Here is a 26,021-nt window from a genome sequence, read left to right on the forward strand (position 1 = left end):
ATTAGCTAAACAGCACCACTATTTTTATGAAACAAAATAGTTACAGTTTTGAAAATTAATTTCAAATCGTATAGTAAACTCCAATTTTTTTGATACTCCAAATCTAGACGAATGACATCTTCAAAACTGCGTACCTTAGACCGCCCATTGACTTGCCATTCACCAGTCATACCCGGTTTAACATCCAAGCGCTGCCATTCTGGTACTTCATAGCGTTCTACTTCATCAGGCGTGGGTGGTCTAGTACCCACTAAGCTCATATCTCCTTTGAGTACATTCCAAAATTGCGGCAATTCATCCAAGCTAGTGCGCCGTAAAAATCGACCTACACTCGTTACTCTAGGATCATTCTCGTTCTTGAAAAATGCTCCTTGGACTTGGTTTTTGACTGAAGCTTTCTTTGCTTCAGCATCCACACACATGGAGCGGAATTTCCAAATCTTAAAACGTTTTCCCATCCAACCACAGCGGATTTGACCAAAGAAAATGGGGCCGGGATCATCTATTTGAATAGTAACTACAATGGGAATAAATAAAAATCCTGTAATTACCAAACCGACGAGTGCGCCCACAATGTCTATCAACCGTTTCATCCAGGATGCCACAGAAGGATGAGTGGTGGGTAGTTGCTCGGCTTTACGAGCATTAGTTTTTGGGGTTTCTGTGAGGTCTTGAGATTCTATTGGCAGGGTTTCACTGCTAGACTCAATGGTAAAAACTTGATCTAATCCTGTGAGGTTTAGCACTGCCATGACCGGAGGTGTGACATTCCGCAAAGTCAAGGCAATTCCTTTTTCCTGGGCATTTTTGTAATTACTAACCAGGGCGCCTAAACCACTACTATCCATAAAAGCAGTGTGGTGAAAATCAATAATGATTTGTTTGGGAGGTGTATTTTCTTGAGTTAAATTTTGGCAGGTCTGCTTAAAGACTATTGCCTCAAGAACGCTTAATCGCGCTGGCACCTGCACTATTACTGTTTCCGTTAAGGAAGTAACTGGAAAGTCTACCTGTGTGGGTTGGCTAGTCATGAAGCTCTGCACTTTCGTTGCCATGTAAATTTAAGCTGCCAAAAATGATTTTGTCCTAGCAATTTACCTAACCTCATCTTAAATCAGTAAGCATAAAGACTAAATAGTTAGTTAATGAAGATAAGAGCAGAGATTGCCAGCGACGATTCACAATATAAACAAGAAGTAAAAAACATCCCTGCTTTTGTACCGACGCAGCGCGATCGCGTTGCTATTATCCCATGACTGCTAAAACTAAGGTTCAACCTACCGCACGCCTGATAGAGGTCTTTTCTGCTATTCAAGGGGAAGGACTAAATGTCGGGACACGTCAAATTTTTATTCGCTTTGCCTTCTGCGATTTGCGCTGCCACTTTTGCGATAGTGCCCACACTTGGAATGCACCCGCTACTTGTCGGATAGAGCGATCGCCTGGTTTACGCGACTTTGAAATCCACTCGAATCCTGTCCCACTACCCATTTTGATTGAATGGGTTGAACGGCAAAATTTACCTTGTCTACACGATAGCATTAGCTTAACTGGTGGCGAACCCCTTCTTCATGCAGCTTTCTTAAAGGAATTTCTGCCCCAGGTGCGATCGCTGACAAATCTACCTATATACTTAGAAACTGGTGGACATCGCCCAGAACAGTTGACCATGATTTTACCCTACCTGGACTCTGTAGGCATGGATTTAAAATTACCCAGTGTCAGTGGCGAAAGTTATTGGTCAGAACATGGACAATTTTTACAATTATGTCTCAATTCACATTTAGATATTTTTGTAAAAATTATTATTTCTCAAGATACAGACTCGGCGGAATTGCAACGTGCTGCGGCTGTAGTAGCCAATGTGAGTCCCGATATTCCGGTATTTTTACAACCTGTCACACCTCTGGCTGCTGCTGAACAACTTACAGCTACACCTATTCTTGCACCTACACCAGATCAAGTTTTGATATGGCAAGCTTTAATGAAGCAGTTGATCCCCAATGTCCGAGTAGTACCTCAAACCCATAAAATGCTACATCAACTGTAAAAGCAGGAAAGTTGTCATCAAGTAACAATTGAATTTCATCAAATTTTTACCTTAATTACTTTAATCTTTGATTAACCTTTTGTTAATTCAGAAGCCTGAAGCTGAGGAAAATCAGTAATTTTAGGGATTGTACATGATTTTAGCCAGGCGTTGGATTTCCGGATTAAGTATTTCACTCATGACAACCGTAGTTAGTCTTACGGGGACTTTAAACTCTGCCCATGCTGTTTCCTTTGTTAATAGCCTCACCATTCCTGGTGAAAGTATCGATTTATTTAGATAACTGACCCAGAAGGATTTGCGATCGCTCCCAATGGCAATTTCTCGGTTGCTGATGAATATGGGCCACCTGTCTACGAGTTCAATCCTACTGGGGCTTTTCTCAGAACGTTTACCACTCCAGATAATCTTTTTCCTACAAAAGCTGATAGTCAAAAAAGGCAAGGGGGCAAGGGCTTGCTCTCCCTGCTCCCTCCCCCCTACCTCTTAGGTGAAAGTACCGTGCAATAAATCTATCAGTTAGAAACTTAGAACCAACGACAAGTGCGGGAATAATTTTGTTGGGATTAAGCGCCTTGTGGCTCAAACAGCAATCCCAGATTAAAGATTAATTAAATATTTTTTGGGGTGGGTATTGCCCACCCAAGCAATTGTCTGTGTTCTACAGTCCAGTCTCATCTGTAGTCCTAGATTTAGCTTTTGCTTTGTTAGCACTGCGTTTAAGAGCCGAAAGTCTGGCTTCATATCGAGACCGTTGACGCTTGCTAGGAGTGCTATCAATTAGGGTTTTTAAGGCGCTACCAAGACTCTTGTAGGCATTAGCGAGACTATAACCAAAACGAGTTGCTAAAGCGATCGCTTTCTCGTCAGCATCGAGCAATTCTCTGATTTGCTTTTCGCCATTATTCTTTTGATACAATCGCCAGCCTGAGACACCACACAGGGCCAAGGCTAACACCAGTAACAATCCATCTTGTACCCACAATTCGCCGACAGCACCGCCTAAACCAATAGCCAATGCTGCCATTTCCCAACCATCTTTGGGAATAGAATCATTTTGAATGCGGGCGACTTCATGCCAAAAAAGCAGATTGCGCTGATCCATCGCCAAAGCATCCCATTTCACCAGGTCTATTTGAACTTCTACCTGGTCTTTACCAATTTCTTCGCAGCGGATCAGGGGTGGATTGACCTCGGTGGTACTTTCAACCGTGACCCAGCTCTGCAATTCTGGCGGTAGTAAGCCTTTTAACCGCCGGAGTTCACTCATTTCCGCCTTGGCAAAGGAGGTTGCGTAGGATGTCATAAAATCCAGCCCTAGAAAACTTCAGTATACAGTCAGGGTATCACTTTGGAGTATAGCTATTTAAGTGATGATTCGCCTCACTCGTTGGGAAAACTTCCCCGCTTTTTTCTAGCTGCCATCGCTTTTTCGAGAATCTCTAGTAAACCAGGAGCTTCTTCTTGGATACTCAGTAGCATTCTTTCTCCAAGTTCTAAATTACCCGGATCTTGTCCAGTTACCATGACTTCTTTGAGCCTAGGTATGGCTATGTTATCAACAATCTGAATTAATCCCCTCAGACAACGATGAAATTGTCTTTCTGTGAGAATCGAGTCTTCTAAGGGGAACTCAATAATGGCACGAATTTCGCCATCAGCCGGGTCATACTCCCATTGCAGCATTTTGGTTTCCCAAGAAATGGCCAGCATCGTCTGGAGAATAATCCCCTTGTAAGGATGATTTTGCACTCCTGCTAAAACTTGGGGCGCAAATACCCGAAAAAATTTGCCTTCTTCATCCAGTTGGACAACTATGAGAAAATCTTCTAGATTATCAGCTTCCACGCCTGTGATAATCCGGTCTTCTTCATCATCAAAACGGTAGTCCCAACCTAGTTTGTCTAAGTAATTGGCAATTTGTTTGAGATTAGCTCCCATAAAAGCCTCATAAAGAACGGTGGAGCGGCTATTACCAAAACTAGTCTAACCTGCTAACGTCAGGTGTTTAGGTTGGTGTAGCTACTTCTCCTCATTTAGAAGTATGCAATAACTTTTTGTGCCATAGTTGAGCGTATTTGCTGGATTTGTCCAGATTTCCTGAAATCAGGATAGTGGTGTAGTCCCAAATTTTTAATATTTATTGTCGTTAAAATATCAGAAAAGCATAAATATTTTAAGCAGATAATTTGGCAACAAAATAAGTTAATGATTAATGGTCAGTAAAAATAAAAATTATCTTTTATTTCAACTGGCTAACGATGGGATGACGATGGTAAGTAGAACAGGGTAAATAATTAAAGGTTTGTAGTGAGAACTTTAGTTCTCAAATCAGGACTAAAGTCCTGACTACGAACTGATTTTAGGTAAATTTACATTAGTTTACATAGTTTAGTTTTTTCAAGTCGTTCTACTTAGTAGTTACCCATGAAGTTGGATTTGCCCGTGAAGTGGCTGACCGCTTAATTCTCATGGATAGTGGTTCTCTCATCGAGTCCGCTACACCTAAAACCTTTTTTACCAACCCTAAAGAAGCACGGACGCAGAAGTTTTTATCGCAAATTCTCTAAGTTGTTTATTTCACCAAATCCCCCAATATTTTAAGGTTCACTGCCAATTTTGTAGGCGTCACATTTTTTCTTTACAATATCTTCATAAATTTCGTTTGATGAGGCGTATAAAATTTTTCATAACTCCGTGATAATAGAAACTTTTAGTCCAGCGCCATTAGCATATGCTCCCTTAACCATGCTTTTTTTGTTGCTAGGCGACGAAACTAATTTGTGCCAAAGATAGTCTGTAATATAAATAACCAACGACAAAATACTGTAGTGTAAACTACTTCCAAATTTAACTAGCGTGAATAGTTGCCAAATTTAACTAAATATTTATACTTGTATTGACTTTACATAAGTTCTACTGGTTCAAAACCTAAGTGTAAAAAAAATTGATTATTTCTATAATCTATGTTTATATACTACTTACCCAATTCGTTAATTACTGTTTTTGAATTCAGATATAACTAAGTACTATAGTTATCCTACCCAGATGAAATTCCATATTGTACATGCTATATAAATAAAAAATAGTCAAAAAATATACAAACTACTTTTAAGTAGCAAATTATAAAATTTACCGAATCTTCAACGAAATACCCTGCCATTAGCTAGATTTTATAGGGACAATTAGATACAGGTGCTTCTGAGTCAAAAACAGCAATATTCGATCAATATTATCCTTACCCACACTAACCAGGGGTCTTCTGACTAATTTGTTATGCGGATTCTAATTTACTCCTACAACTACTATCCAGAACCTATTGGTATAGCTCCACTAATGACGGAATTAGCAGAGGGACTGGTCAAGCGCGGACATCAAGTGCGCGTCATCACGGCTATGCCCAACTATCCGGAACGTCAAATTTATGAGGCTTATCGAGGTAAATGGTATTTAAATGAATATAAAAACGGGGTGCAAATCCAACGCAGTTATGTTTGGATTCGTCCCCAACCTAATCTATTAGATAGAGTATTATTAGATGCTAGTTTTAGATGCTAGTTTTGTTGTCACCAGCTTTTTTCCTGCCCTGCTGGGTTGGCGTCCCGATGTTATTCTTTCAACATCACCATCACTACCTGTTTGTGTCCCGGCTGCACTTTTAGGGTGGTTGCGTGCTTGTCCTGTGGTGTTAAATCTTCAAGATATATTGCCAGAAGCGGCAGTTCATGTTGGATTATTAAAAAATAAATTACTCATCAAGGTATTTGCTGCATTAGAAAAATTTGCTTACCATACAGCCACGAAAATCAGTGTTATAGCTGATGGATTTGTGGAAAATTTGTTATCTAAAGGTGTCGATTCTCAAAAAATCAAGCAAATTCCTAACTGGGTTGATGTAAATTTTATTCGTCCTTACCCCAAAGAAAACAACCTTTTTCGTGCAGAGCATAACCTTAAAGACAAGTTTATCGTACTATATTCGGGCAATATAGCTCTGACCCAAGGCTTAGAAACTGTTGTCAAAGCGGCTTCTCAGTTGCGCCATATTCAAGACATTGTAATTGTGATTGCGGGTGAAGCAAAAGGCTTGCAAAGATTGCAGCAATATTGTTTAGACTGCGGTGCAGATAACGTTTTGCTACTACCGTTTCAACCACGAGAACGTTTACCCCAAATGTTGGCAGCAGCAGATGTGGGTTTGGTAGTGCAAAAGAAAAATGTGATCTCCTTCAATATGCCATCTAAAATTCAGGTACTACTTGCCAGTGGTCGAGCATTGGTTGCATCTGTACCGGAAACTGGCACAGCGGCCAAAGCTGTTAGACAAAGTGGTGGGGGAGTGATTGTACCTCCAGAAGATTCTCAAGCGTTGGCAAATGCGATTTTAGAATTGTATCAGCACCCAGAAAAACTCAAAAATTTAGGTTACCACAGTCGTCAATACGCTGTTGAGCATTACGCTTTTGAACAAGCTTTAAATCATTATGAGGAGTTATTTTACTCAGTGACTACAGAGAGGCAAATAGTTGAATCTCCAGTCATATCAAAGCAGGAAGGATAAGAACTAAGTGTTTAAAGTGACAAAAAATAAAGGCTTAATCTAAGTATAGCTAGAAAATTGCTCAGTGAAAATCGTAGTATGTATGGCAAATTATCGAAATTACTAAGCCATGACAAACTAAACCCTTCGTCCATATCATAGACAAAACACACGGATTGAACGTAGGACAAAAACCTAACGATAAAATTATTACAGGCTGCTCTAGCAGCCATTTTTTATATGGCCGCCCTGATAGCTAGTTAGATTTTGGCTAACAGGTTGGTATATCAATAAATATTATTATGATTTAGGACGAATCTGTTTGACTAAACTGTAATTATACTTAAAATATAAGGTGAACAGTTATAGCAGTTGCCAGGTAGCTGAGGACATAAATTGCTCAGAAAACCCAGATATCAAGGGAGTTTCAAGCATACTCTCTGCTTCATGTTATGGTACTTGACTGATGTCAGCGCAATAGCCTAAACCACGGTTTTATAAAATCAATGTCTCATCAGCTAATGATTGTACTAACCCCATAGACATCTATTTTTTTGTTAGTATTCAAAAAAACCAACACATACACTTGCTAGGCAATTTTTTGATTGTAAGTGTATGGAATTGGAAAAAATTGTCACAAAAGGGATACAGCACCTGAGGTTTAATGTCTGATTATTTCCAAGGAAATTTCCCATTACAATCTGTTTCAGAGATCACGAATACACTCAGAAGCCCAGAGGCTGAAGCTAAAGACGTGAGTGGAAATTTAGCTCTAAGCATCGCCGAAGCTGCATTAGACCGCAAAGCGGGTGAGATCGTAGTGCTCAGGGTAGCAGATGTATCTTATCTGGCAGACTATTTTGTGATGATGACTGGCTATTCTAGGGTGCAAGTTAGAGCGATCGCCACAGCAGTGGAAGATAAGTTAGAGACTGATTGGCAACGGCGTCCCTTAAGGACAGAAGGAAAAGCCGAGGGTAGTTGGGTACTACTAGATTATGGCGAAGTCATCGTTCATATCATGATGCCAAATGAAAGGGAGTTTTATAATTTAGAAGCGTTCTGGGTTCATGCAGAACGTATTTCCCTACCAAATGTTGATGACGGTGAGGGTAAGCCAACATGATTAGGTCTTCGGTTTCCAATTGCCCAGTTCCCACAGACCAACAACCGCTCAATGAATACGAAGAGTTAAAAACGTCCTGGCTATTTTGTGATTGCATCTTAGATTGGCGAGATTACATCACAAAAATAATTTGGATTTGGAGTTTATCGTGGCTAATAGCAGGGCCAGTAGCAGCAGCCAGTTTTCACCCACACAAACAGCTTGTCCATTTCATCCTCTGTGGTGCCGCCGGAGCGAGTGTAGGAGTGGTGTTAGTACTAGTGCGGTTGTTTTTGGGCTGGCTTTATGTACGCGATCGCCTCTACAATCCGACAGTATTTTATGAAGAGTCAGGCTGGTACGACGGCCAAACTTGGACTAAGCCACAAGAAGTCATAACACGCGATCGCCTAATTGTGACATACGAAATTAAGCCGATTCTCCAGCGGTTACAATTTACCTTTGCTGGCTTGGCGGGAATGTTTCTTATTGGTACTATAGTTTGGCATTTGTCGTAAATCGTCATTAGTCATTGGTGATTAGAATCGCTAATTGCCAACGACTAGGGGCTAATTAATCAAAAAAGGTAATAAATATTAACCCATGACAATGGGAAAACGCACTCAAGCCACAGCCCTGGAAGTCCGGTTGTTGCGGGAAGGAATTATAGAATCCAGGCATATAGTCCAAGCTGTTGTCTGCGACGAACGGGGGCGGGTTCTATCCGTGGCCGGGAACTCGGAAACAGCGGCATTTGTCCGTTCCGCACTCAAACCATTTCAGGCACTCGCAGTCACCACCACAGGCACACTGGAGCGCTACAATCTAAGCGATCGCGACTTAGCCATCATTACCAGTTCCCACAAAGGCACAATAGAACAGGTAAGACAGGCATTTAATATTCTTTGGCGCGCCGACCTTGACCCCTCCGCACTCCAATGTCCGATTCCTGAAGGTAAAAAAAGCCCATTGGAATACAATTGCTCTGGTAAACATGCGGGCATGTTAGCCGTATGTCAGCAACGCCATTGGCCTTTAAATAACTACCTGGAACGCAAGCACCCCATACAGCAGTTAATTTTGGGCAAAGTAGCCGAATTACTGCGGATGCCTGCCGAGGAATTTCTCAGCGCCCACGACGACTGCGGCGCACCCACTTATCTCATGCAAATCAGTCAAATGGCTTCTTTGTATGCACTGCTAGCTTCTAGTAGCAATGTGGATATGGAGCGCATTGTCCGTGCCATGACTCATCATCCAGCAATGGTAGCCGGAGAAGGAGAATTTGATACAGAACTGATGCGTTTAGCTCCTGGAGAACTGGTAAGTAAATCTGGTGCCGAAGGAGTGCAATGTATTGGCAGATTGGGCGAAGGCATGGGATTGACCATTAAAGTCATTGATGGAGCCAAACGGGCCAAATATGCCGTGGCTATCCACTTACTTCAGCAGATGGGTTGGATTAGTCCCAGCGCCGCCGAAAGCCTCTCAGAAAAGTTTATGACACTGGGTAAATACAAGCGTTTAGAGGTAGTTGGAGAATTATCGCTTTTATAGTTGCCAAACTTCTGACTTTGTGGTTATACTATAGAGGTCAAGAAACGACGCGGGATAGAGCAGTCTGGTAGCTCGTCGGGCTCGAAGTTTAAGAAGCACTAAGCGCTTATTAGTTGTTCTTAAAGTGGGCGGTACGCGAAGAAACTTGCGTATGATTACCTGTCAAACTCGGGGAAACCACTAGCGCGGTAATCCCGAACCAAGCTCCAGAAATGGAGAAGGTGTAGAGACTGGAAGGCAGGCACCCTAACGTGATTAACAAGACGAGGGTGAAGGGACAGTCCAGACCACAAACCGGAATATCCGGGCAGTGAAAACTGTAGTTGGTAAGCATAACCCGAAGGTCAGTGGTTCAAATCCACTTCCCGCCACCAAATAAAAGACAAAACAAAACCCTGTGAAATTAAAAGTTTCCAGGGTTTTGTTTTATGCCGATGATTAGCTGTGAGCAAATGGACACAAAGCTGAAAGGAGACATAGCAGAACAGGCTGCTGTTTTTCATGCCCTAAAGCGTGGTTGGGGAGTTTTAAAACCTGTAGGCGATCGGCTACCTTACGATTTAGTATTTGATGTAGAAGGGAATTTAGTAAAAATTCAAGTTAAGTACGCTTGGTTGGATGAGCCTTCTGGTAATTATGTTGTAGATAACCGCCGCACCAAAACAAATCGGCGGATAATGATCCGAGCAGCATACAAGCAATCAGACTTTGATTTTGCTCTGGTATATATAGAAAAACTTGACTTGTTTTATATCTTCCCAGTAAATGTGTTCATAGATTATGGTAGCGAGATACACCTTGTCGAAACTAACAAACGACAGCGCAAACCTCGTTCTGCACAATATCGTGAAGCTTGGGAGTTAATATTGCCACCTTTAGGTGAAGAAATAGGTGAAGAAAAGTGTGTCTGTTCGCCTATCAAACATGGAGAAGCAGAATTTTGATCTATTCTGAAAGAGAAACCTGACAAAAAGCGTGGAGAAAAATGGTTGTGAAGTTGCGACGACCGATTTTAGTGGGAGGATTGGGACTATCCTTTTCCCTGTGGATATTACAAAGCTGGCATGATTCCTTAGTGCAGCTGAGTGAGTTTGGTTTATTTAGTGCTTTGGCTGTGGGCGGCGGTTTGTGGTTATTTCAGAAAAATCGCCCGAAAAATAGTTTAGAACAGCTAGATGGTATTGTTGTAGATCGAGAAACGGTGGAAAGTGCGATCGCTAAAACGGAAGCCGTAATTAACCAATTAGCACAAGAAGCAGAAAACCATACAGCCTTAGAGATACTGCGAGAACAAGTTGCCCAATTGCGGCTAGAGTTAGACAGGCAAGAAATTAAAGTAGCTGTAACTGGTGGTAAATCTGTAGGTAAAAGCACTTTAATTCAAGTACTAGAGTCTAGCACTTGGCAAGAAACACAGCGAAAAGTCAGCTTATGGGAAACACCACCTTTATTTAGAGAAGCGGGTGAAAACTCAGATGTAACTGTTTTAGCAGAAGTCCAACAATCTGATTTTGTGCTGTTCCTGACAAACGGTGATTTGACAGACTCAGAATTTCAAATTTTACAGCAGTTAAAAGCAGCCAGTCAGCCTGCTATTTTAGTTTTCAACAAACAAGACCAGTATTTAGCAGATGAACGTGCTAGTGTCTTGCTGTCATTAAAACAGCGAATGCAGGAAAATGTAGTTGCAACTGCGTCCTCTCCCATCCCCATCAAAGTCCGCAAGCATGAAGCTGATGGTGCTGTACAAGAGTGGATGGAACAACCAGAAGCAGATATTCAGCAGTTAACACAGCAATTGAATGCAGTTTTAGCGCAGCAAGGACAACAACTGGTGTGGACAACTACCACCAGAAAAGCCAAGCTGTTGAAAGCCGAAGCAAAAAGTTTCTTGAATGGAACCAGACGCGATCGCAGCACCCCAATTATTGAACAATATCAATGGATAACTGCGGCTGCGGCCTTTGCAAACCCAGTACCAGCACTAGATATTCTGGCGACTGCGGCCATTAATGCTCAGATGGTTATGGATTTAGGTAATATCTATCAGCAGAAGTTTTCCCTAGAACAGGCCCAAACTATAGCAGGAACAATGGGAAGTTTAATGCTGAAGTTGGGTTTAGTGGAACTGTCTACAAAAGCTATTAGTACTGTTCTCAAAAGTAATGCCATCACCTTCGTTGCTGGTGGTGTAGTACAAGGTGTAAGTGCTGCTTATCTCACCAGGGTAGCAGGGTTAAGTTTAGTTGAATATTTTGAGCAACAGGAAGTAGCGATAGATTCGGGAAATGCTTTAAATCTGGAAAAATTGCGGCAAACCTTGCAAAACGTCTTTCAGCGAAACCAGCAAATTGGTTTTTTGCAAGGTTTTGTTAACCAAGGTGTAAAGCGTTTATTGCCAGAGGCGCAGTCTGAAGTTGTGGGATAATCTCGCCCAAAGGCCAGCCAGTGCGTTAGCCGGCTTCCCTGACTTGTAGCAACTAGCGAGCAAAGGGCAAACTTTTTCTTAGCGTCTTGGCGGCTTTGTGTGAGAATAATTTTTAAATGCATCTGCCATAATTTAAGATGATTCTGCTAATTTATTCAGTTTGTGAATGAGCGATCGCCCTGCTATTTTCTCATTTTTTGCTGGCTCAGGCTTCCTCGATTTAGGATTTGAAACTAGTGGCTTTAATATTGTTTATGTCAATGAAATATTTAAACCATTCATAGCAGCATACCGTTATTCGCGGGAAGTACTGAAATTACCTCAGCCAGAATATGGATATGATGACGGGGAAACAGCAGACGTTAGCAAACTTATTGCGGGATTAGAAGCAAAACGTCTACATGAATTAGTCAAAGATTGCCGTAAATCTCACAATATTGTGGGTTTTATTGGTGGGCCTCCCTGTCCTGACTTTTCTGTTGGAGGAAAAAATAAAGGACATTTAGGAGATAATGGCAAACTTTCGGCTGCATATATTGAATTAATTTGTTGTAATTTGCCAGATTTCTTTTTATTTGAAAATGTTAAAGGTTTATGGCAAACGAAAAAACACAGATTATTTTTTGATTCACTAAAACAAAAATTAATCCAAACAGGCTATATATTAACAGAACGCTTAATTAATGCTATTGAATACGGTGTACCTCAAAATAGAGAAAGAATTGTTCTCGTCGGTTTTCGAGATAGTTTAATTAAAAATAAGCTAATAACTAAAGACTATTTTAATTGGGAAAATAATATTTTATATCCTCAAGAAAAAGTTTTTGCTTACCCTTGGTGTAAAAGCGAACCGTTTAAAGCAAATTCCCTACTACCTTGCCCTGAGGATATACCTCAAGAATTAACAGTTGAATACTGGTTTATCAAAAATAACGTGTTGAATCATCCTCATGCTCAACATTATTTTAAACCAAGAGCAGGCATTGCCAAATTTGCTGTTGTTGATGAAGGAGATGATACTAAAAAATCATTCAAACGTCTGCATAGATGGCGTTATTCGCCAACTGCTTGCTATGGTAATAATGAAGTACATTTACATCCATATAAAGTCCGGCGAATTTCTGTAGCAGAAGCCTTAGCTATCCAATCTTTACCTGCAAATTTCGTCCTTCCAGAGGATATGTCACTGACTAATATGTTTAAAACTATTGGTAATGGTGTCCCATATTTGGCATCAAAGGCATTAGCTCAAAGTATTTTAAATTTCTTTGCAAATAGGCAGTAATAGTCTCTATTTAAAATACTCATAATTATTCAGCCATAACTATAGCAATCCTCAAAGATCCCCGATTTGAACAATTTGGGGATCTGAGGCTATCGGTATTGTTTTCCAGCTAAATGCGTAATAAATGTGTTTTAATATATATATAAGAAATGTCTTAATTTTTTATAAAGTTTAATAATCCATCACTGACCCAAGACAAGATGGCAGCAGACTATTCAAATATTGATATTGCGCCATTTATAGATCACTCCCTGCTGATACCAACGGCTACTCCAGAGCAGGTTGAAGAATGGTGTAAACAAGTAGACAGATTTAATTTTGCGGCGGTTTGTCTTCACCCCTGTTATGTGAAGCAAGCAGCAGAACTCCTTCATGGCAAGAAGCCCGAAGTTTGCACTGTCATCGGCTTTCCTATTGGGGCCACAACTTCAGCAGTTAAGCTGTATGAGGCTCAAGAAGCTGTGGAAAACGGAGCTACTGAGTTGGATGTGGTGATCAACTTAGGTTGGTTAAAAGCTGGCAAAACTGATGCAGTTCACCGCGAGATTGCCGAAATTTGTGAAGAAACAGGAAAAACAGTCAAGGTAATTTTGGAAACTAACCTGCTGACAGATGCGGAGAAGAAACTCGCTGCGGAAATATCTATGGAAGCAGGGGCGGTATTCTTAAAAACCAGTACAGGTTGGAATGGCGGCGCCACTGTAGCGGATGTGCGGCTATTAAAAGAAGTTGCAAAGGACAGGGTAGGAATTAAAGCCTCGGGGGGAATTCGCACCTACAATCAAGCCGTAGAGCTAATTTTAGCTGGTGCGTCTAGATTAGGTACCTCTCGGAGTATCGATTTGATCCGCCAGCGCGATAATCTGGAAAAAGGTGAATAGTCATTCGTTTTTGTCCTTTGTCATGGATTATTTTTCCTTACCTAATAACCAATGACCAATGACTAACGACTAATAACTAAATGAGTAGAACCTATAAAGCAACTGGAATTAATCTTAAAGCCCAGGTACTAGGAGAATCGGACAGGATAGTCACAATTTTGACACGAGAGTTCGGTTTAATTAGAGCTGTTGCACCGGGGGCCCGCAAGCAAAACTCAAGCCTAGGTGGTAGGAGTGGGATGTTTGTAGTGAATGAGCTACTGATTGCCAAAGGGCGATCGCTCGATAAAATTACTCAAGCACAAACTTTAAAAACTTATCCCGGTCTAGCTAAAGATTTAGGGAAGTTGGCCGCTGGGCAATATTTAGCAGAAATAGTGCTGTGTCAGGCTTTGAGTGAACAACCCCAAGAAGAACTTTATGAGTTACTTAATGAACATCTTCATCGGTTGGAAGCATTGCCCCAAACTGATACATCAAGTATTTATGCTCAATTAGCTCACGGAGTGTTTCATTTTTTAGCTTTAGCCGGACTAACACCCCAAGTCCAAGTCTGTTGTCTGACTGAGAACTCTTTAACGCCAGACTTTACAGACCCCAACTGGCGGGTAGGATTTAGTGTGTCGGCTGGTGGTACAGTCTGCTTACAGGCTTGGGAAAGTTTGCGAACAGATCAGCAAAAGCCCAACCTCATTTCATCAGATCATCATCCCCAACCAGGCTACCGCACAGTTGTTCATCAACAAGACATCCCCGTAATTTCTTGTCGCTTGGATGCTACAGAACTATCTATGCTCCAACAGCTGTCACAACCAGAGATAATGCAAGTAGATGCCGCCAGCAATGATGGCTGGTTATCTGTCGAGCAAATTTTGCGCCAATATGCTCAATATCATTTAGGTCGCCCTATTCGCTCTGCTAGTTTGATCGATTCTTATTTTGCTACTAAACATGATGCAACCGTCTGACTTGGATAGAAAAATCCTACCTTTATCCCCCAGCCACGCTAAAAAACAGAAGAGGGCATCAGAACCCACATTCAAGAATCACTTGAGTGCTGTTCCTAAATCTACAAAAAATCATATTAATAGCGAAGAAAAGCAACCGCAAGAATTTACTGAAAATGATGGAAATTGGTCATCAGAAAGTCCTCAAACTGAAAATCACTTAACTAATGATAAAACAAATGGCCACAAACAAACTTTACCAATTACCACTACCCCAGAAAAAGAACCAGCAAACTTAAATGGCTCTAGTTATGGTAGTGAAACAGCAAGAGTGAAAGTCGTAGATCAGGGGTTTTTACCTGTACTCAAAAATCCTAATTTCCTGGCTCTTTGGGGTGGACAAGTTTTTTGTCAACTGGCAGATAAAGTATATTTAGTACTGATGATTGCCTTGATTAATTCTCAGTTTCAAGGGACTAATCAAAGCATTAGCGGTTGGGTATCAGCTTTAATGATGGCCTTTACTATTCCCGCCGTACTGTTTGGTTCAGTGGCTGGTGTGTTTGTAGATCGTTGGTCAAAAAAGACTGTACTCGTAGCCACTAACGCTTGGCGCGGCATTTTGGTTTTGTCAATTCCCTTCTTGTTGTGGTTAACTCATGATTGGCAACCCATCGGTATATTACCTGTGGGCTTTGTCATTATTTTGGGTGTGACTTTTTTGGTTTCCACACTGACACAGTTTTTTGCTCCAGCAGAACAAACAGCAATTCCCTTGGTGGTGGAAGAACAGCATTTACTTTCGGCTAATTCTCTGTATACGACAACGATGATGGCATCGGTGATTGTGGGATTCGCCATTGGGGAACCACTATTAGCAATGGCCGATACGCTGTGGCTGCAAGTCGGTGGTAGTGGTGGTTTAGGAAAGGAACTTTTAGTCGGTGGTAGTTATGCGATCGCTGGTTTCATTTTATTACTCTTAGCGACTAAGGAAAAACCCCATGCTCCCGATAAAGAATTCCCCCATGTATTCTCAGACTTGTGCGATGGTTTTTCTTACCTCAAAGCCAATCATCGTGTCCGTAATGCTTTACTCCAACTGACTATTTTATTTTCTGTCTTCGCCGCCTTAACTGTTTTAGCTGTACGGATGGCAGAAATAATTCCTAACCTAAAAGCATCACAGTTTGGCTTTTTACTAGCAGCTGGTGGTGTGGGAATTGCTACGGGTGCCACTATTCTGGGACAATTTGGACAGAGCTTCTCTTATAGCAAACTGAGTCTCTGGGGTTGTTTCGGCATGGCAGGATCTTTAACTGGTTTATCTGTATTCACAACACAGCTATGGATAGTTCTGATGTTAGTGGCTCTGCTAGGTATGTTTGGGGCGCTAATCGGTATTCCCATGCAGACAGCTATCCAAACAGAAACACCACCAGAAATGCGTGGTAAAGTTTTTGGATTGCAAAATAATGTCATTAATATTGCCCTTTCTTTACCCTTGGCATTAGCTGGTTTAGCCGAAACCTTTATTGGACTACAAGCAGTTTTTGTGGCGTTAGCTATGATTGTTTTTTTCGGAGGTATATTAACTTGGTATAACTACCAACAGTAGTTTTTCAGACTTCCAGGAACTATGATTCTCCAACTTTTAAATATCACTATAGTAATTCACTCATAGAGGTAGGAAACACAAATATAAAACACACAAAAGGGATATGCATGACGAAGTTTCTCCGCCCATAGGGCAGACTAAGCCGACAACAATCAAATAGGAGTCTGAAGAGTTTAATAAAATTTTTGGCTTTCGTGCTAGACTGAACTCAGTGAAAACATAGCCTAGACTTGCTAAGTATCGATTTGATATGAGCAAGGCTAATTTGTTATTAAACTATATTTTTTAAGAATTTCATAAGCATTAACTATAAGGCAAATTTATAAAATGCGCTTAACTTAATAATGAAAAACATTGGTTAATTAACCAATAAATGGCAAACTTTTATGCCAAACAAACAAGAGAAAAGATTACGTCACTAAGCAATACAAAACTGATATATCAAACCCGCTTTTCTGATAGCTAATAAAGAATGCGTATAGCCTGGATTGGAAAGAAATCACCCTTTTGTGGCAATGTCACCTACAGTAGAGAAATTACAAATGCTTTGCTAGACCGGGGACACCAAGTCAGTTTTCTCCACTTTGCTCAAGAAGAATCTGCACCTGACAATTGGCCAAATTTCCAAGAAGTATCTTTACCCTTCATTTATAAATCCCAGGTTTATACAATTCCCACTTTTAAAGCGACTAAGCTATTAACTGAGTCTCTCAGGGAAATCAAGCCAGATATAGTTCATGCTTCCCTAACTTTATCTCCCTTAGATTTTGTGCTTCCAGAAATTTGTGAACAATTAAATCTGCCATTAATTGCCACTTTTCACACACCTTTTGCGGGTAAGGGGGCAAAATTTATATCCGGGACACAGCTTTTAGCTTATCAACTATATGCACCTTTTTTGAGTAACTATGATCGCGTAATTGTCTTTTCCCAAATTCAGCGGGAATTATTAGCACGTATGGGTGTGCGCGAAGAAAAAATAGCTGTAATTCCCAATGGAGTCGATACGGATAAGTATTCCCCGGGACATTCCACAATCAAAGCAGAATTTCAAGCCGAACGTTTGTTTGTTTATCAAGGTCGCATAGCATCAGAAAAGAATGTCGAACCTCTCCTGCGTGCTTGGAAGCAGTCACAAATGAGGGCTAGTAGTAAATTACTGATTGTGGGGGATGGTGTTTTAAAGTCTTCCTTGGAAACATTTTATGGCTCAGAATCTGGTATTTTCTGGTTGGGATTTATTGCCGATGAGAGCCGCCGCATCGAAATTTTACGGGGTGCAGATGTATTTATTTTACCTTCATTGGTAGAGGGTTTATCTCTATCTTTATTAGAAGCAATGTCATCTGGAATAGCTTGTTTAGCCACAGATGTAGGAGCAGATGGCGAAGTATTAGAGGGAGGAGCAGGTATAGTCCTCAATACTAAGACAGTGCGATCGCAATTAAGAACCCTTTTACCACTGTTTCAAGACCATGCCGAATTAACAACTCTGCTGGGGCAAAAAGCCAGACAGCGTGTTTTAGAACGCTATACCCTCAGCAAAAATATTACTCTACTAGAAGAATTATACCGCGAAGTTTTAGCAGGGTGGCCCGTCCCGCTTAGTCGCAGAGCCTAAACACAAGCCAATTAGTATTGATTAAGTTAGCTGATGTATTAAATAGGATTGGCTAGGGCTGTTACCCACCCTAATGTTTTAAAAATATTGATCACGATAGTGTGTGGCAGGTTGGATGTAGCCAAATATGTCATGATTTTGTAAAATAACTTTACAAAAGTTAAGGTTTATTGTTACACTCCTTTACATAAAATCTAAACCTGTAGTGTTGAAAGTACAAATCAGGTAGCTCCTAAACTGAGTTGAATGTGAAAAAAACTCATCTTCACAAACAGCTTTGAGTTGCTTTGGTGTGCCTGTTGGCACTAAAGGTTTTGGATGAATGAAGTCTCAGTTTTCAGGTTCTTTGTAAGAATTTTGAAAGCAGCTAATTAGTAAACAAATATTTGGGAAATTCAGAATTATGGCTTTGACTATCGAGTCCGCTCAAAATATTTTCTCTAACACTCAAGTTCCTAGCCCGATTCCTGCGACCATAGCTTTATTTGATCAACTTGGTGTTGATGACCAATTAGCTTATCTTTGGTACGCCTACACAGAAATGGGAAAGACAATTACTCCTGCTGCTCCTGGTGCTGCACGTTTGCAACTAGCAGAAAGTTTGCTCACCCAAATTAAGCAAATGTCTCCCGAAGAGCAAACCGAAGTCATGCGAGACCTTGCTAGACGCGCCGATGCTCCCATCAGCCGTTCTTATGGATTTTTCAGTGTAAATACCAAATTAGCTTTTTGGTACGAGTTAGGAGAGTTGATGAAGCAGGGTGTGGTTGCTCCCATTCCTAGTGGTTATCAGATGTCTCCTGGTGTGAAAGTTGTATTAGAAGCAACCAAAAAACTGGACCCAGGTCAGCAAATTACAGTGCTGCGTAACACTGTAGTCAACATGGGATTCGATACTTCTGAGCTTGGCCCCAGCAGCTATCCCAAAGCCGTTGCAGAACCAGAATTCCAACGTACTGCTCCATCTATTTCCTCAGTCAAGATTGATGGCATTACAGAACCTGCTGTACTGGGTTACATTGAAGCCATGAATGCAGACGATTTTGATAAAGCTATCAGTTTATTTACTCCCGATGGCGCTCTGCAACCACCATTCCAGAAACCAATTGTGGGTCATGAAGCAATCACTAAATACATGCGTTCAGAAGCACAAGGACTGAACATGATGCCCAAACAGGGTATCTGTGAGGATCAGCCCGATGGCTCTAAGCAACTTAAAATTACAGGTGTTGTCCAAACTCCTTGGTTCGGTGTGACTGTAGGTATGAACATTGCTTGGCGGTTCTTAATTAATCCCCAAGGTAAAATTTTCTTCGTAGCGATTGATATGCTGGCTTCTCCTGAAGAACTACTAAATCTGCGTCGCGTTTAGTAATTAAGGTGGGCCCTGCCCACCCCACAGTCTACTAACAACTTGCAAATGGGATAGCAAAACATTGTACTATATCCCTGCTGAAAGTTAAGAAAAATTGCAATTATGAATATTGAGATTAATTTTTACTGACAGGCATTTCGTAGAAAATTTGTCTAATTTATCGTCAAAAATCATATTTTACCCGTATAACTAGAACTTATGGCGGATATACCTTAACTCTTAAAGTAGAGGTTTGGATCAGTGAATGATTGTTAAACATGGACAACAGCAAGCATACTAATCTGATTCAAAGTCTTCAAGTGTGATATTGAGGGAGAAAGATCTCATTTTAGGAAATTCCCCTCGCACCAAAAGATATTCTCAAACATGAGGGTGGCCTATGCCCACTCTTAAGCGATCGCCTAGCTAGTTACCATACTTTTTTAAAGACCATCCCAAATTAGTCGGCTGTTCATAAACCCGCTTGAGAGTATTGATGTCTCTAGGAGAAATAGGCGGCGGGTGAGAAACTTGGGAAAAGTATAAAGCATCTGTAGGTGACGAACTATGACCCCAAATTCCTAAAGCATGACCGAGTTCGTGGCGGGCTGCTGCTTGCAGATACACACCTGTTTGGCTGGGACTTAAGAGAATGGTGAAGCGATGAGACAAAATATTCTGGCTTGTGTATAACTCATAAGTAGCTTGAGCAGAACGCGCACGAGGAATCTCACCACGGGAAAATTGCAGCGGCGGCGCTTTTCGCAGAATCGTAATATCAGCTATATCTGGCTGTTCAACTACCACCAAAGGCAAATAAATACTCCACTCTTGCACAGTCTGTAAAACACTATTAACCCATACTTGAGCCTGGATATTACTAACAACTGGGGGTGGTTCCACGTAAATTTGCACGGGAAATTTTGACCAGACTAAATAACCCACTTGTGTTTTTTCTACTTGGGAAAAGTAGTCACCACTGTTGGTGTGATCTTGCCATTGCACCAGTTTGGGCGGGAGGGGATGGGTTGCTATTTGTGTGTTTTGTATTACAGCATGAGATGGAAAATCAGTAAAAATAATTAGCAGTCCTATGCCAATAATTAAGGCAAGAACTGCTATAAATCGTTGTGTTATTAAATTTTTGGGGGTCTTAGGTTTTGGGTATTGAGTTTTGTTGCCCATGTTCCTATTTCCCTATTTTGACTAAGGTAGCCAACCAGCACTGAGAACTACGGTTAATCCCATAAAAATCACTGTCAGCGCCCATGTAACTCGGTTTAAGGTGTCTTCTGCACTCTTGGTGCTGCTAAATAACTGGGCTTGTCCACCAATGGCACCAATACCATCACCTTTAGGGCTGTGTAGCAGTACCAAAATAATTAAACCGATGGCGGAAAGCGCCCAAATGCCTTGAACAATATTAGTAGCTGTCATGGTAACAATCTCATTTATAACAAGTTTTCCAACACACAATGAGAAGTCAGGAGTTAAAAGTGAGAACACTCTTTACTCCCAACTTTTTTTACATCCCAGCTTGCACCGGAGTCCGATTGCGTTGCACGTCATATCCTGCTGGTTCCAACAGCGATCGCCCGGTCATTTCTGACGGTTGGGGTAGCTGCAAAATCTCTAGAATGGTGGGAGCAATATCGGCTAGTCTGCCATCGCTTCGTAGTTCGACATTGGTACCATGTCCAGGGATAGTGATTTTTTCTCCTTCCACTAAGATGAAGGGAACTGGATTAGTCGTGTGAGCTGTCCAGGGATTACCTTCTTCATCTAGCATATACTCTGCATTACCGTGGTCGGCAGTAATCAGTGCTGTACCTCCGGCTTTGCTAATACTGGTGAGTAGGCGACCTAAACAGCGATCGACTGTTTCAATACCTGTAATTGTGGCTTCTATTTGACCAGTATGCCCTACCATGTCTGGGTTAGCATAGTTAATCACTATGAGGGAATAGATGCCTTTTTTAACAGCGGCGATCGCCACATCTGTAACTGCTTCTGCTGACATCGCCGGGGCTTTGTCGTAAGTCGCCACCATCGGACTACTAACAAGTTCTCTGTCTTCCCCAACAAAAGGTTCCTCTAGTCCCCCATTAAAGAAATAGGTGACGTGGGCGTATTTTTCGGTTTCAGCGGTACGAAACTGCTGCAAACCATTATTAGCAATCACTTCACCTAAAATATTACTCAGATTCTGCGGCTCAAAGGCTACATTTACAGGTAGTTCTGAATCGTACTGAGTAAAAGTAGCAAAGGAAAGTGGCTGAATCTGTTCTCTGGCAAAGCCTGTAAATTCGGGACTCATAAAAGCATGAGTCAATTGTCTAGAGCGATCAGGGCGGAAGTTAAAGAATATCACTCCGTCCCCTGGTTCTATAGAGCCAGGGGCAATGCGGACTGGATTGACAAACTCATCTTTCACGTTTTCGGCGTAAGATGCTTCTAAGACTTCCACCGCATTGCGGCTATCAATCGCATTATCTGTGGTCATGACATCATAGGCTTTTTTGACCCGATCCCAACGTTGATCGCGATCCATTGCGTAATAACGACCGCTTAGTGTAACTATACGCCCAACGCCTGTTTTGTCTATGCGATCCTGCAACAGCTTGATGGCTTTTACACCCTCAGTTGGGGCAGTATCACGACCATCGGTGATCGCGTGAATACAAACTTCGGAAATTCGTTGTTCTTTGGCTAAGTCCAGTAGTCCAAATAGATGGGTGAGATGGGAGTGTACCCCGCCTTCAGAACAAAGCCCAACTAAATGCAACTTGCCATTACCAGAGCGAACTTCCTGACAAATTTTGACAAGTGCTGGGTTACTGAGGATAGAACCATCTTCGACTGCATCCGAGATGCGTACCAATTCTTGGGGTACCACTCGCCCAGCGCCAATGTTCAAATGACCAACTTCCGAGTTACCCATTTGACCTTCTGGCAACCCTACGGCTTTTCCTGATGTGCTAATGAGGGTGTGCGGGTAAGCTGTCCATAAGCTTTCCACGATTGGAGTTTTAGCAGCCATAATAGCATTGCCTCGCTTCTCCTCGCAGTAGCCCCACCCGTCTAAAATGACTAGCACCACAGGAGCAACAGGTGCTTTGGTCATAGTGAAATTGCCCTTTACTTTTTGTAATACCCGAATGATACCACTGCTAATCACCAGTGCAAGTGAATTTCTGCTGATTAACTTAATCTTCTATGTTAATAACTGTTATGTGTATTCTTGTCTTGTCTCAATCAGCCATTAGTTTAGTAGTGACCTTTTAAGGCCACTACTGAGCAGTTCTATCATTTGCCTTTTCCTGAAGACTTGGCAGCTTTAGCAGCTTTTTTCGCAGCTTTTTCGGCGGCTATTGCAGCTAACTTAGCTTGTTCTTTTTCTTCGGCAATTTTATCCAGGTAGTAATGATAGTCTCCTAAGTAGACGCGAAATTCACCATCGCGGATTTCTACGATTTTGTTGGCTACTTGAGAGATAAAATAACGGTCGTGAGAAACTACAATCGCCGTGCCATCATAGTTCTGTAAAGATTCTTCCAACATTTCTTTGGCTGGAATATCTAAATGGTTTGTCGGCTCATCTAAAATCAGGAGATTTGCTGGACGTAATAGCATTTTCGCCAATGCTAAACGAGCTTTTTCTCCTCCACTTAATGCGCCTACTGGCTTAAATACTGTATCCCCTGTGAACAAAAACCGTCCTAAAAGCCTGCGGACTTCTTCATTTGTCCAGTCAGGAACTTCATCATGAATAGTTTCCATGACTGTTTTCTTTAAGTCCAAAGCTTCGGCTTGATTTTGCTCAAAGTAGCCAGGAATGACATTGTGATCCCCTAATTGGACGCTGCCTTCTGTGGGTGGTTCCATACCCATGATTACGCGTAAAAGCGTAGATTTACCCGCACCATTGGGGCCAAGAAAAGCAATGCGATCGCCTCGTTCAATTAAGAGACTTGTTCCCAAGAATAAGATTTTATCATCGTAGATATGAGTTAAATCTTTAATCTCTACTACTTCTCGACCGCTGCGGGGTGCAGGAGGAAAGCGGAAGTGCAGAGTCTTCATCCCTGCTATGGGGGCTTCAATGCGCTCAACTTTTTCTAGTTGTTTTTCCCGGCTTTTCGCCTGGGTACTGCGAGTCGCACTGGCGCGGAATCGGTCAACAAATGTTTGCTGTTTATCTAATTCTTTCTGCTGGCGTTCGTAGGCGCTGAGTTGTGCTAGTTGATTTTCAGCTTTTTGTTGTAGATATGCTGAATAGTTACCTAAGTAAGTAGTAGAAACACCACGTTCAGTTTCCACAATTTGCGTGCAGAGACGATCCAGAAACTCCCGGTCATGGGAGACAATCACCATTGGTGTATTCAAGCCTTTGAGGTAATTTTCTAGCCACTCAATGGTTTCTAAATCCAAGTGGTTTGTCGGTTCGTCCAGTAGCAACAAGTCGGGTTTTTGCAACAGAATTTTACCCAAACTCATCCGCATTTGCCAACCACCAGAGAAAGCACTCACCAGGCGATCGCCATCTTCGGCATCAAAGCCCATTTCTGGTAAGATTTTGCCGATACGTGCGTCTAAGCCGTAACCATCCAAGGCTTCAAACTGACGCTGCAAGCGATCTAACTTATCAATCAGTTTATCTAGTTCTTCTGGTGTCGCCGTTTCCATGTCGCGCTGTACTTGCGCTAGAGATATCTGTACTTGATTAGCTTCTGAGAATACATGCCAAAATTCTTCTCTCACTGTGCGGCTGGGATCTACTTCAAACTCTTGGTTGAGGTAGGCTATGTGCAAACTAGCAGGACGAATGATTTCACCGGCGGTAGGTTCAATTTCCCCAGTGATAATTTTTAGCTGGGTAGATTTTCCCGCACCATTAACACCGACTAAGCCAATGCGATCGCCTGGTTTGACTTCCCAGTTGATATCTTTGAGAACCTCGCCTGTGGGATAAATTTTACTGATATGTTCTAGTCGCAGCATCAAGTTTCTCTCAGGTAGGGGATGGGTTGTGAAGGACGGAGTACTAACACCGTCTCCAATATTAACAAAAATTAACTCAAGATTATGCTTTTTTGCACGCTTTCTATTCACTAGTAAGCTGCTGTTGTTTAGTCTGTCTGACATCCTCTACACTATTATCCTTCCCAATCCTGGCGAGTATCGCAAAGGAAATTGTCTGCCATTACATCATCAAATAAATAAGGGCAATGCTCTGGAAAAGTTCTTAATGGTAAGTTAGTTTCTCGTAGTGCTAAATCTATTCCCGCTTCAAAGCCATCTAATAAGGCTTCTGCTATTCGAGACTTTAAACTAGGATTCTGTCGTAGATGCCGATGGATAGCACGACGCTGTTCACGAATAGTTAAAAACCAACTGCGAGAGCGTTGTTCGGGTTGATACTCCCACTTCAACAGATGACCGATTAATACACTCAGACGACTAACTAATTCCCGATACTCCTGTCGCCCCAATGCTTGAATTTCCTCTTGCAAATGCTGCCAGTCTAATTCTAAGACTCGCCTCTGCTCCAAAGCTTTCGCCTGCTGCTGTGTCCAGCCGTAGAAGTCTTGGTCATACAAACAAGGTTCGTCCATATCTAAGTAGTTGCAAATTAACTCGCCTTTGCCTCATCCCCAGATGTTTCCGCCACAGATGCCAATCTCTCGGCCGCAGCTTGAACAATCTGAGCCACTTGACTCAGAGGCATATATTTAATTTGTCTCAAAATCAAATTTAAGTCTGAAGTTTCTTGTATTGGTTTGCCATCCAAGCAGGTGAGTAACTCTTCTAGTGTATAGCCCGCTCTCGCTGCGATTTTCGCCAAATATTCAGTATCTGGCACATTTACACCCTTTTCCCACAACTGAACAGCAGTAGCAGAAACTCCTAAAAGCTTGCCAAATGCTCGTTGACTCATGGAACCACGAGCTAGTTTGATGATTTCTACAAGTTTTTCTCTGCTTTCGATGTTCACTGCTTATATAGCTAGCCAACTGTATTTACAAGTTTAATCAGCAAAACTGATAATTTAACTTTTATCTTGACAAGATTTATTGTGACTGATAATTTAAAATGATTGTTGCAAGGTAGCAATTTTAATTTAAACTTTAGAATAACTACGCAACTTAACATTTCAGTGTTGCTGCCAATCAATTCAAGAGTGCATCATGTTCCGCAAGTCACGTAAAGTTAATCAGTATCGCCGCCAAGGTCGCAACCTCATCGCCACTAATAAGATTAAACCAGAACAGTGGAACATTTCCGACGCAGAAGTCAAAGAAGCTTTAAAAGTTAAAGGCTATGACGTGAAGCAAGTTAAAAAAATCCACCACCTCAAGCATCAAGTATGTATTTCTTATTGGGATACAAAGGGTAATGTGTGCAGCAGCTTTTTCAGCTATCGAATTTTTGCGCGTTGGCAAAGGGAAGTAGAAAAATTAATTTACTGCTGCCAAACTTTGAAGGAATGGAAGAGGTTAAATTACCTTATCAAGTATGAATTTCTGTATTACCATTATCCTAGTGAAATACAAGATGTATTACAGGCAGCATTAGAAAACCGCTTATATGTGCTAAAAAATACAGAGCCACAAGCGGTTTTCCACGAAGTTTAA

The 26,021-nt window shown here is 41.6% G+C and carries 23 protein-coding genes and 2 pseudogenes; 16 read left to right on the forward strand and 9 right to left on the reverse strand.

Annotated features, from left to right (window positions below):
• Window positions 1-5 precede the first annotated feature (5 nt).
• Window positions 6-1,055 (reverse strand): anti-sigma factor antagonist, encoded by a 1,050-nt coding sequence (locus ACM0OT_RS07880; RefSeq protein WP_414563840.1) that lies wholly within the window; start codon window positions 1,053-1,055, stop codon window positions 6-8.
• Between the two features lie 197 nt (window positions 1,056-1,252).
• Here ACM0OT_RS07880 and ACM0OT_RS07885 point away from each other — a divergent pair, with 197 nt between their 5' ends.
• Window positions 1,253-2,050, forward strand: coding sequence for a 7-carboxy-7-deazaguanine synthase QueE (locus ACM0OT_RS07885; RefSeq protein ID WP_414563841.1), 798 nt, complete (start codon window positions 1,253-1,255; stop codon window positions 2,048-2,050).
• Window positions 2,051-2,353: 303 nt separating this feature from the next.
• A complete protein-coding gene (locus ACM0OT_RS07890) occupies window positions 2,354-2,560 on the forward strand; it encodes an esterase-like activity of phytase family protein (RefSeq protein ID WP_414563960.1) in 207 nt (68 codons plus the stop codon).
• A 151-nt stretch (window positions 2,561-2,711) separates the two neighbouring features.
• Here ACM0OT_RS07890 and ACM0OT_RS07895 read toward each other — a convergent pair whose 3' ends face one another.
• A complete protein-coding gene (locus ACM0OT_RS07895; RefSeq protein WP_414563842.1) occupies window positions 2,712-3,356 on the reverse strand; it encodes a DUF3318 domain-containing protein in 645 nt (214 codons plus the stop codon).
• 77 nt (window positions 3,357-3,433) lie between these two features.
• Window positions 3,434-3,991 (reverse strand): hypothetical protein, encoded by a 558-nt coding sequence (locus ACM0OT_RS07900; RefSeq protein WP_414563843.1) that lies wholly within the window; start codon window positions 3,989-3,991, stop codon window positions 3,434-3,436.
• A 473-nt stretch (window positions 3,992-4,464) separates the two neighbouring features.
• Between ACM0OT_RS07900 and ACM0OT_RS07905 the strand changes: the two are divergent.
• From ACM0OT_RS07905 to ACM0OT_RS07965, 13 genes and pseudogenes are all read left to right on the forward strand, one after another.
• Window positions 4,465-4,620, forward strand: a pseudogene (locus ACM0OT_RS07905) (amino acid ABC transporter ATP-binding protein); the annotation flags it as partial.
• A gap of 706 nt (window positions 4,621-5,326) precedes the next feature.
• A pseudogene (locus ACM0OT_RS07910) lies at window positions 5,327-6,611 on the forward strand (WcaI family glycosyltransferase).
• Window positions 6,612-7,254: 643 nt separating this feature from the next.
• Entirely contained in the window at window positions 7,255-7,716 is a 462-nt protein-coding gene (rsfS, locus tag ACM0OT_RS07915; RefSeq protein ID WP_414563844.1) for a ribosome silencing factor, read from the forward strand.
• Window positions 7,713-8,213, forward strand: coding sequence for a CGLD27 family protein (locus ACM0OT_RS07920; protein WP_414563845.1), 501 nt, complete (start codon window positions 7,713-7,715; stop codon window positions 8,211-8,213). The genes rsfS and ACM0OT_RS07920 overlap by 4 nt, the downstream gene beginning before the upstream one ends.
• 85 nt (window positions 8,214-8,298) lie before the next feature.
• Entirely contained in the window at window positions 8,299-9,252 is a 954-nt protein-coding gene (locus ACM0OT_RS07925; RefSeq protein ID WP_414563846.1) for an asparaginase, read from the forward strand.
• Window positions 9,253-9,704: 452 nt separating this feature from the next.
• Window positions 9,705-10,196 carry a group I intron-associated PD-(D/E)XK endonuclease gene (locus tag ACM0OT_RS07930; RefSeq protein WP_414563847.1) on the forward strand — a complete coding sequence of 164 codons (492 nt, stop codon included), beginning with the start codon at window positions 9,705-9,707 and terminating at the stop codon, window positions 10,194-10,196.
• Window positions 10,197-10,237: 41 nt separating this feature from the next.
• Window positions 10,238-11,680 (forward strand): YcjF family protein, encoded by a 1,443-nt coding sequence (locus tag ACM0OT_RS07935; RefSeq protein ID WP_414563848.1) that lies wholly within the window; start codon window positions 10,238-10,240, stop codon window positions 11,678-11,680.
• Between the two features lie 166 nt (window positions 11,681-11,846).
• The gene (locus tag ACM0OT_RS07940; protein WP_414563849.1) at window positions 11,847-12,965 is read left to right on the forward strand and encodes a DNA cytosine methyltransferase; all 1,119 of its coding nucleotides are present in this window, start codon (window positions 11,847-11,849) and stop codon (window positions 12,963-12,965) included.
• 200 nt (window positions 12,966-13,165) lie between these two features.
• The gene (gene deoC, locus ACM0OT_RS07945) at window positions 13,166-13,846 is read left to right on the forward strand and encodes a deoxyribose-phosphate aldolase (protein ID WP_414563850.1); all 681 of its coding nucleotides are present in this window, start codon (window positions 13,166-13,168) and stop codon (window positions 13,844-13,846) included.
• An 80-nt stretch (window positions 13,847-13,926) separates the two neighbouring features.
• On the forward strand, window positions 13,927-14,814 hold the full coding sequence (recO, locus tag ACM0OT_RS07950; protein ID WP_414563851.1) for a DNA repair protein RecO: 888 nt from the start codon (window positions 13,927-13,929) through the stop codon (window positions 14,812-14,814).
• Window positions 14,801-16,411 carry an MFS transporter gene (locus ACM0OT_RS07955; RefSeq protein WP_414563961.1) on the forward strand — a complete coding sequence of 537 codons (1,611 nt, stop codon included), beginning with the start codon at window positions 14,801-14,803 and terminating at the stop codon, window positions 16,409-16,411. Before recO ends, ACM0OT_RS07955 begins: the two co-directional genes overlap by 14 nt.
• Window positions 16,412-16,883: 472 nt before the next feature.
• Window positions 16,884-18,032: a glycosyltransferase family 4 protein gene (locus tag ACM0OT_RS07960; RefSeq protein WP_414563852.1), complete on the forward strand. Its 1,149-nt coding sequence runs from the start codon at window positions 16,884-16,886 to the stop codon at window positions 18,030-18,032.
• A 403-nt stretch (window positions 18,033-18,435) separates the two neighbouring features.
• Window positions 18,436-19,404, forward strand: coding sequence for an orange carotenoid protein N-terminal domain-containing protein (locus tag ACM0OT_RS07965; protein WP_414563853.1), 969 nt, complete (start codon window positions 18,436-18,438; stop codon window positions 19,402-19,404).
• Window positions 19,405-19,812: 408 nt separating this feature from the next.
• Here ACM0OT_RS07965 and ACM0OT_RS07970 read toward each other — a convergent pair whose 3' ends face one another.
• The 6 genes from ACM0OT_RS07970 to ACM0OT_RS07995 all read right to left on the reverse strand — a co-directional run bounded on the left by ACM0OT_RS07970 (window position 19,813) and on the right by ACM0OT_RS07995 (window position 25,381).
• On the reverse strand, window positions 19,813-20,571 hold the full coding sequence (locus ACM0OT_RS07970; protein ID WP_414563854.1) for a peptidase: 759 nt from the start codon (window positions 20,569-20,571) through the stop codon (window positions 19,813-19,815).
• A gap of 21 nt (window positions 20,572-20,592) precedes the next feature.
• Window positions 20,593-20,823, reverse strand: a complete 231-nt coding sequence (gene secG / locus ACM0OT_RS07975; RefSeq protein WP_414563855.1) for a preprotein translocase subunit SecG — start codon at window positions 20,821-20,823, stop codon at window positions 20,593-20,595.
• A gap of 88 nt (window positions 20,824-20,911) precedes the next feature.
• Window positions 20,912-22,510: a 2,3-bisphosphoglycerate-independent phosphoglycerate mutase gene (gene gpmI, locus ACM0OT_RS07980; protein WP_414563856.1), complete on the reverse strand. Its 1,599-nt coding sequence runs from the start codon at window positions 22,508-22,510 to the stop codon at window positions 20,912-20,914.
• A gap of 182 nt (window positions 22,511-22,692) precedes the next feature.
• A complete protein-coding gene (locus ACM0OT_RS07985) occupies window positions 22,693-24,387 on the reverse strand; it encodes an ABC-F family ATP-binding cassette domain-containing protein (RefSeq protein WP_414563962.1) in 1,695 nt (564 codons plus the stop codon).
• Between the two features lie 155 nt (window positions 24,388-24,542).
• The gene (locus ACM0OT_RS07990) at window positions 24,543-25,001 is read right to left on the reverse strand and encodes a DUF29 domain-containing protein (RefSeq protein ID WP_414563857.1); all 459 of its coding nucleotides are present in this window, start codon (window positions 24,999-25,001) and stop codon (window positions 24,543-24,545) included.
• A gap of 17 nt (window positions 25,002-25,018) precedes the next feature.
• Complete coding sequence (locus ACM0OT_RS07995) at window positions 25,019-25,381, reverse strand: helix-turn-helix domain-containing protein (RefSeq protein WP_414563858.1); 363 nt, start codon at window positions 25,379-25,381, stop codon at window positions 25,019-25,021.
• 193 nt (window positions 25,382-25,574) lie between these two features.
• On the opposite strand from ACM0OT_RS07995, the gene ACM0OT_RS08000 reads away from it, so the two are divergent.
• Window positions 25,575-26,021, forward strand: coding sequence for a hypothetical protein (locus tag ACM0OT_RS08000; RefSeq protein WP_414563859.1), 447 nt, complete (start codon window positions 25,575-25,577; stop codon window positions 26,019-26,021).

The sequence above is a fragment of the Anabaena sp. CCY 9613 genome (assembly GCF_963920895.1).
Classification (GTDB): Bacteria; Cyanobacteriota; Cyanobacteriia; order Cyanobacteriales; family Nostocaceae; genus Cyanocohniella.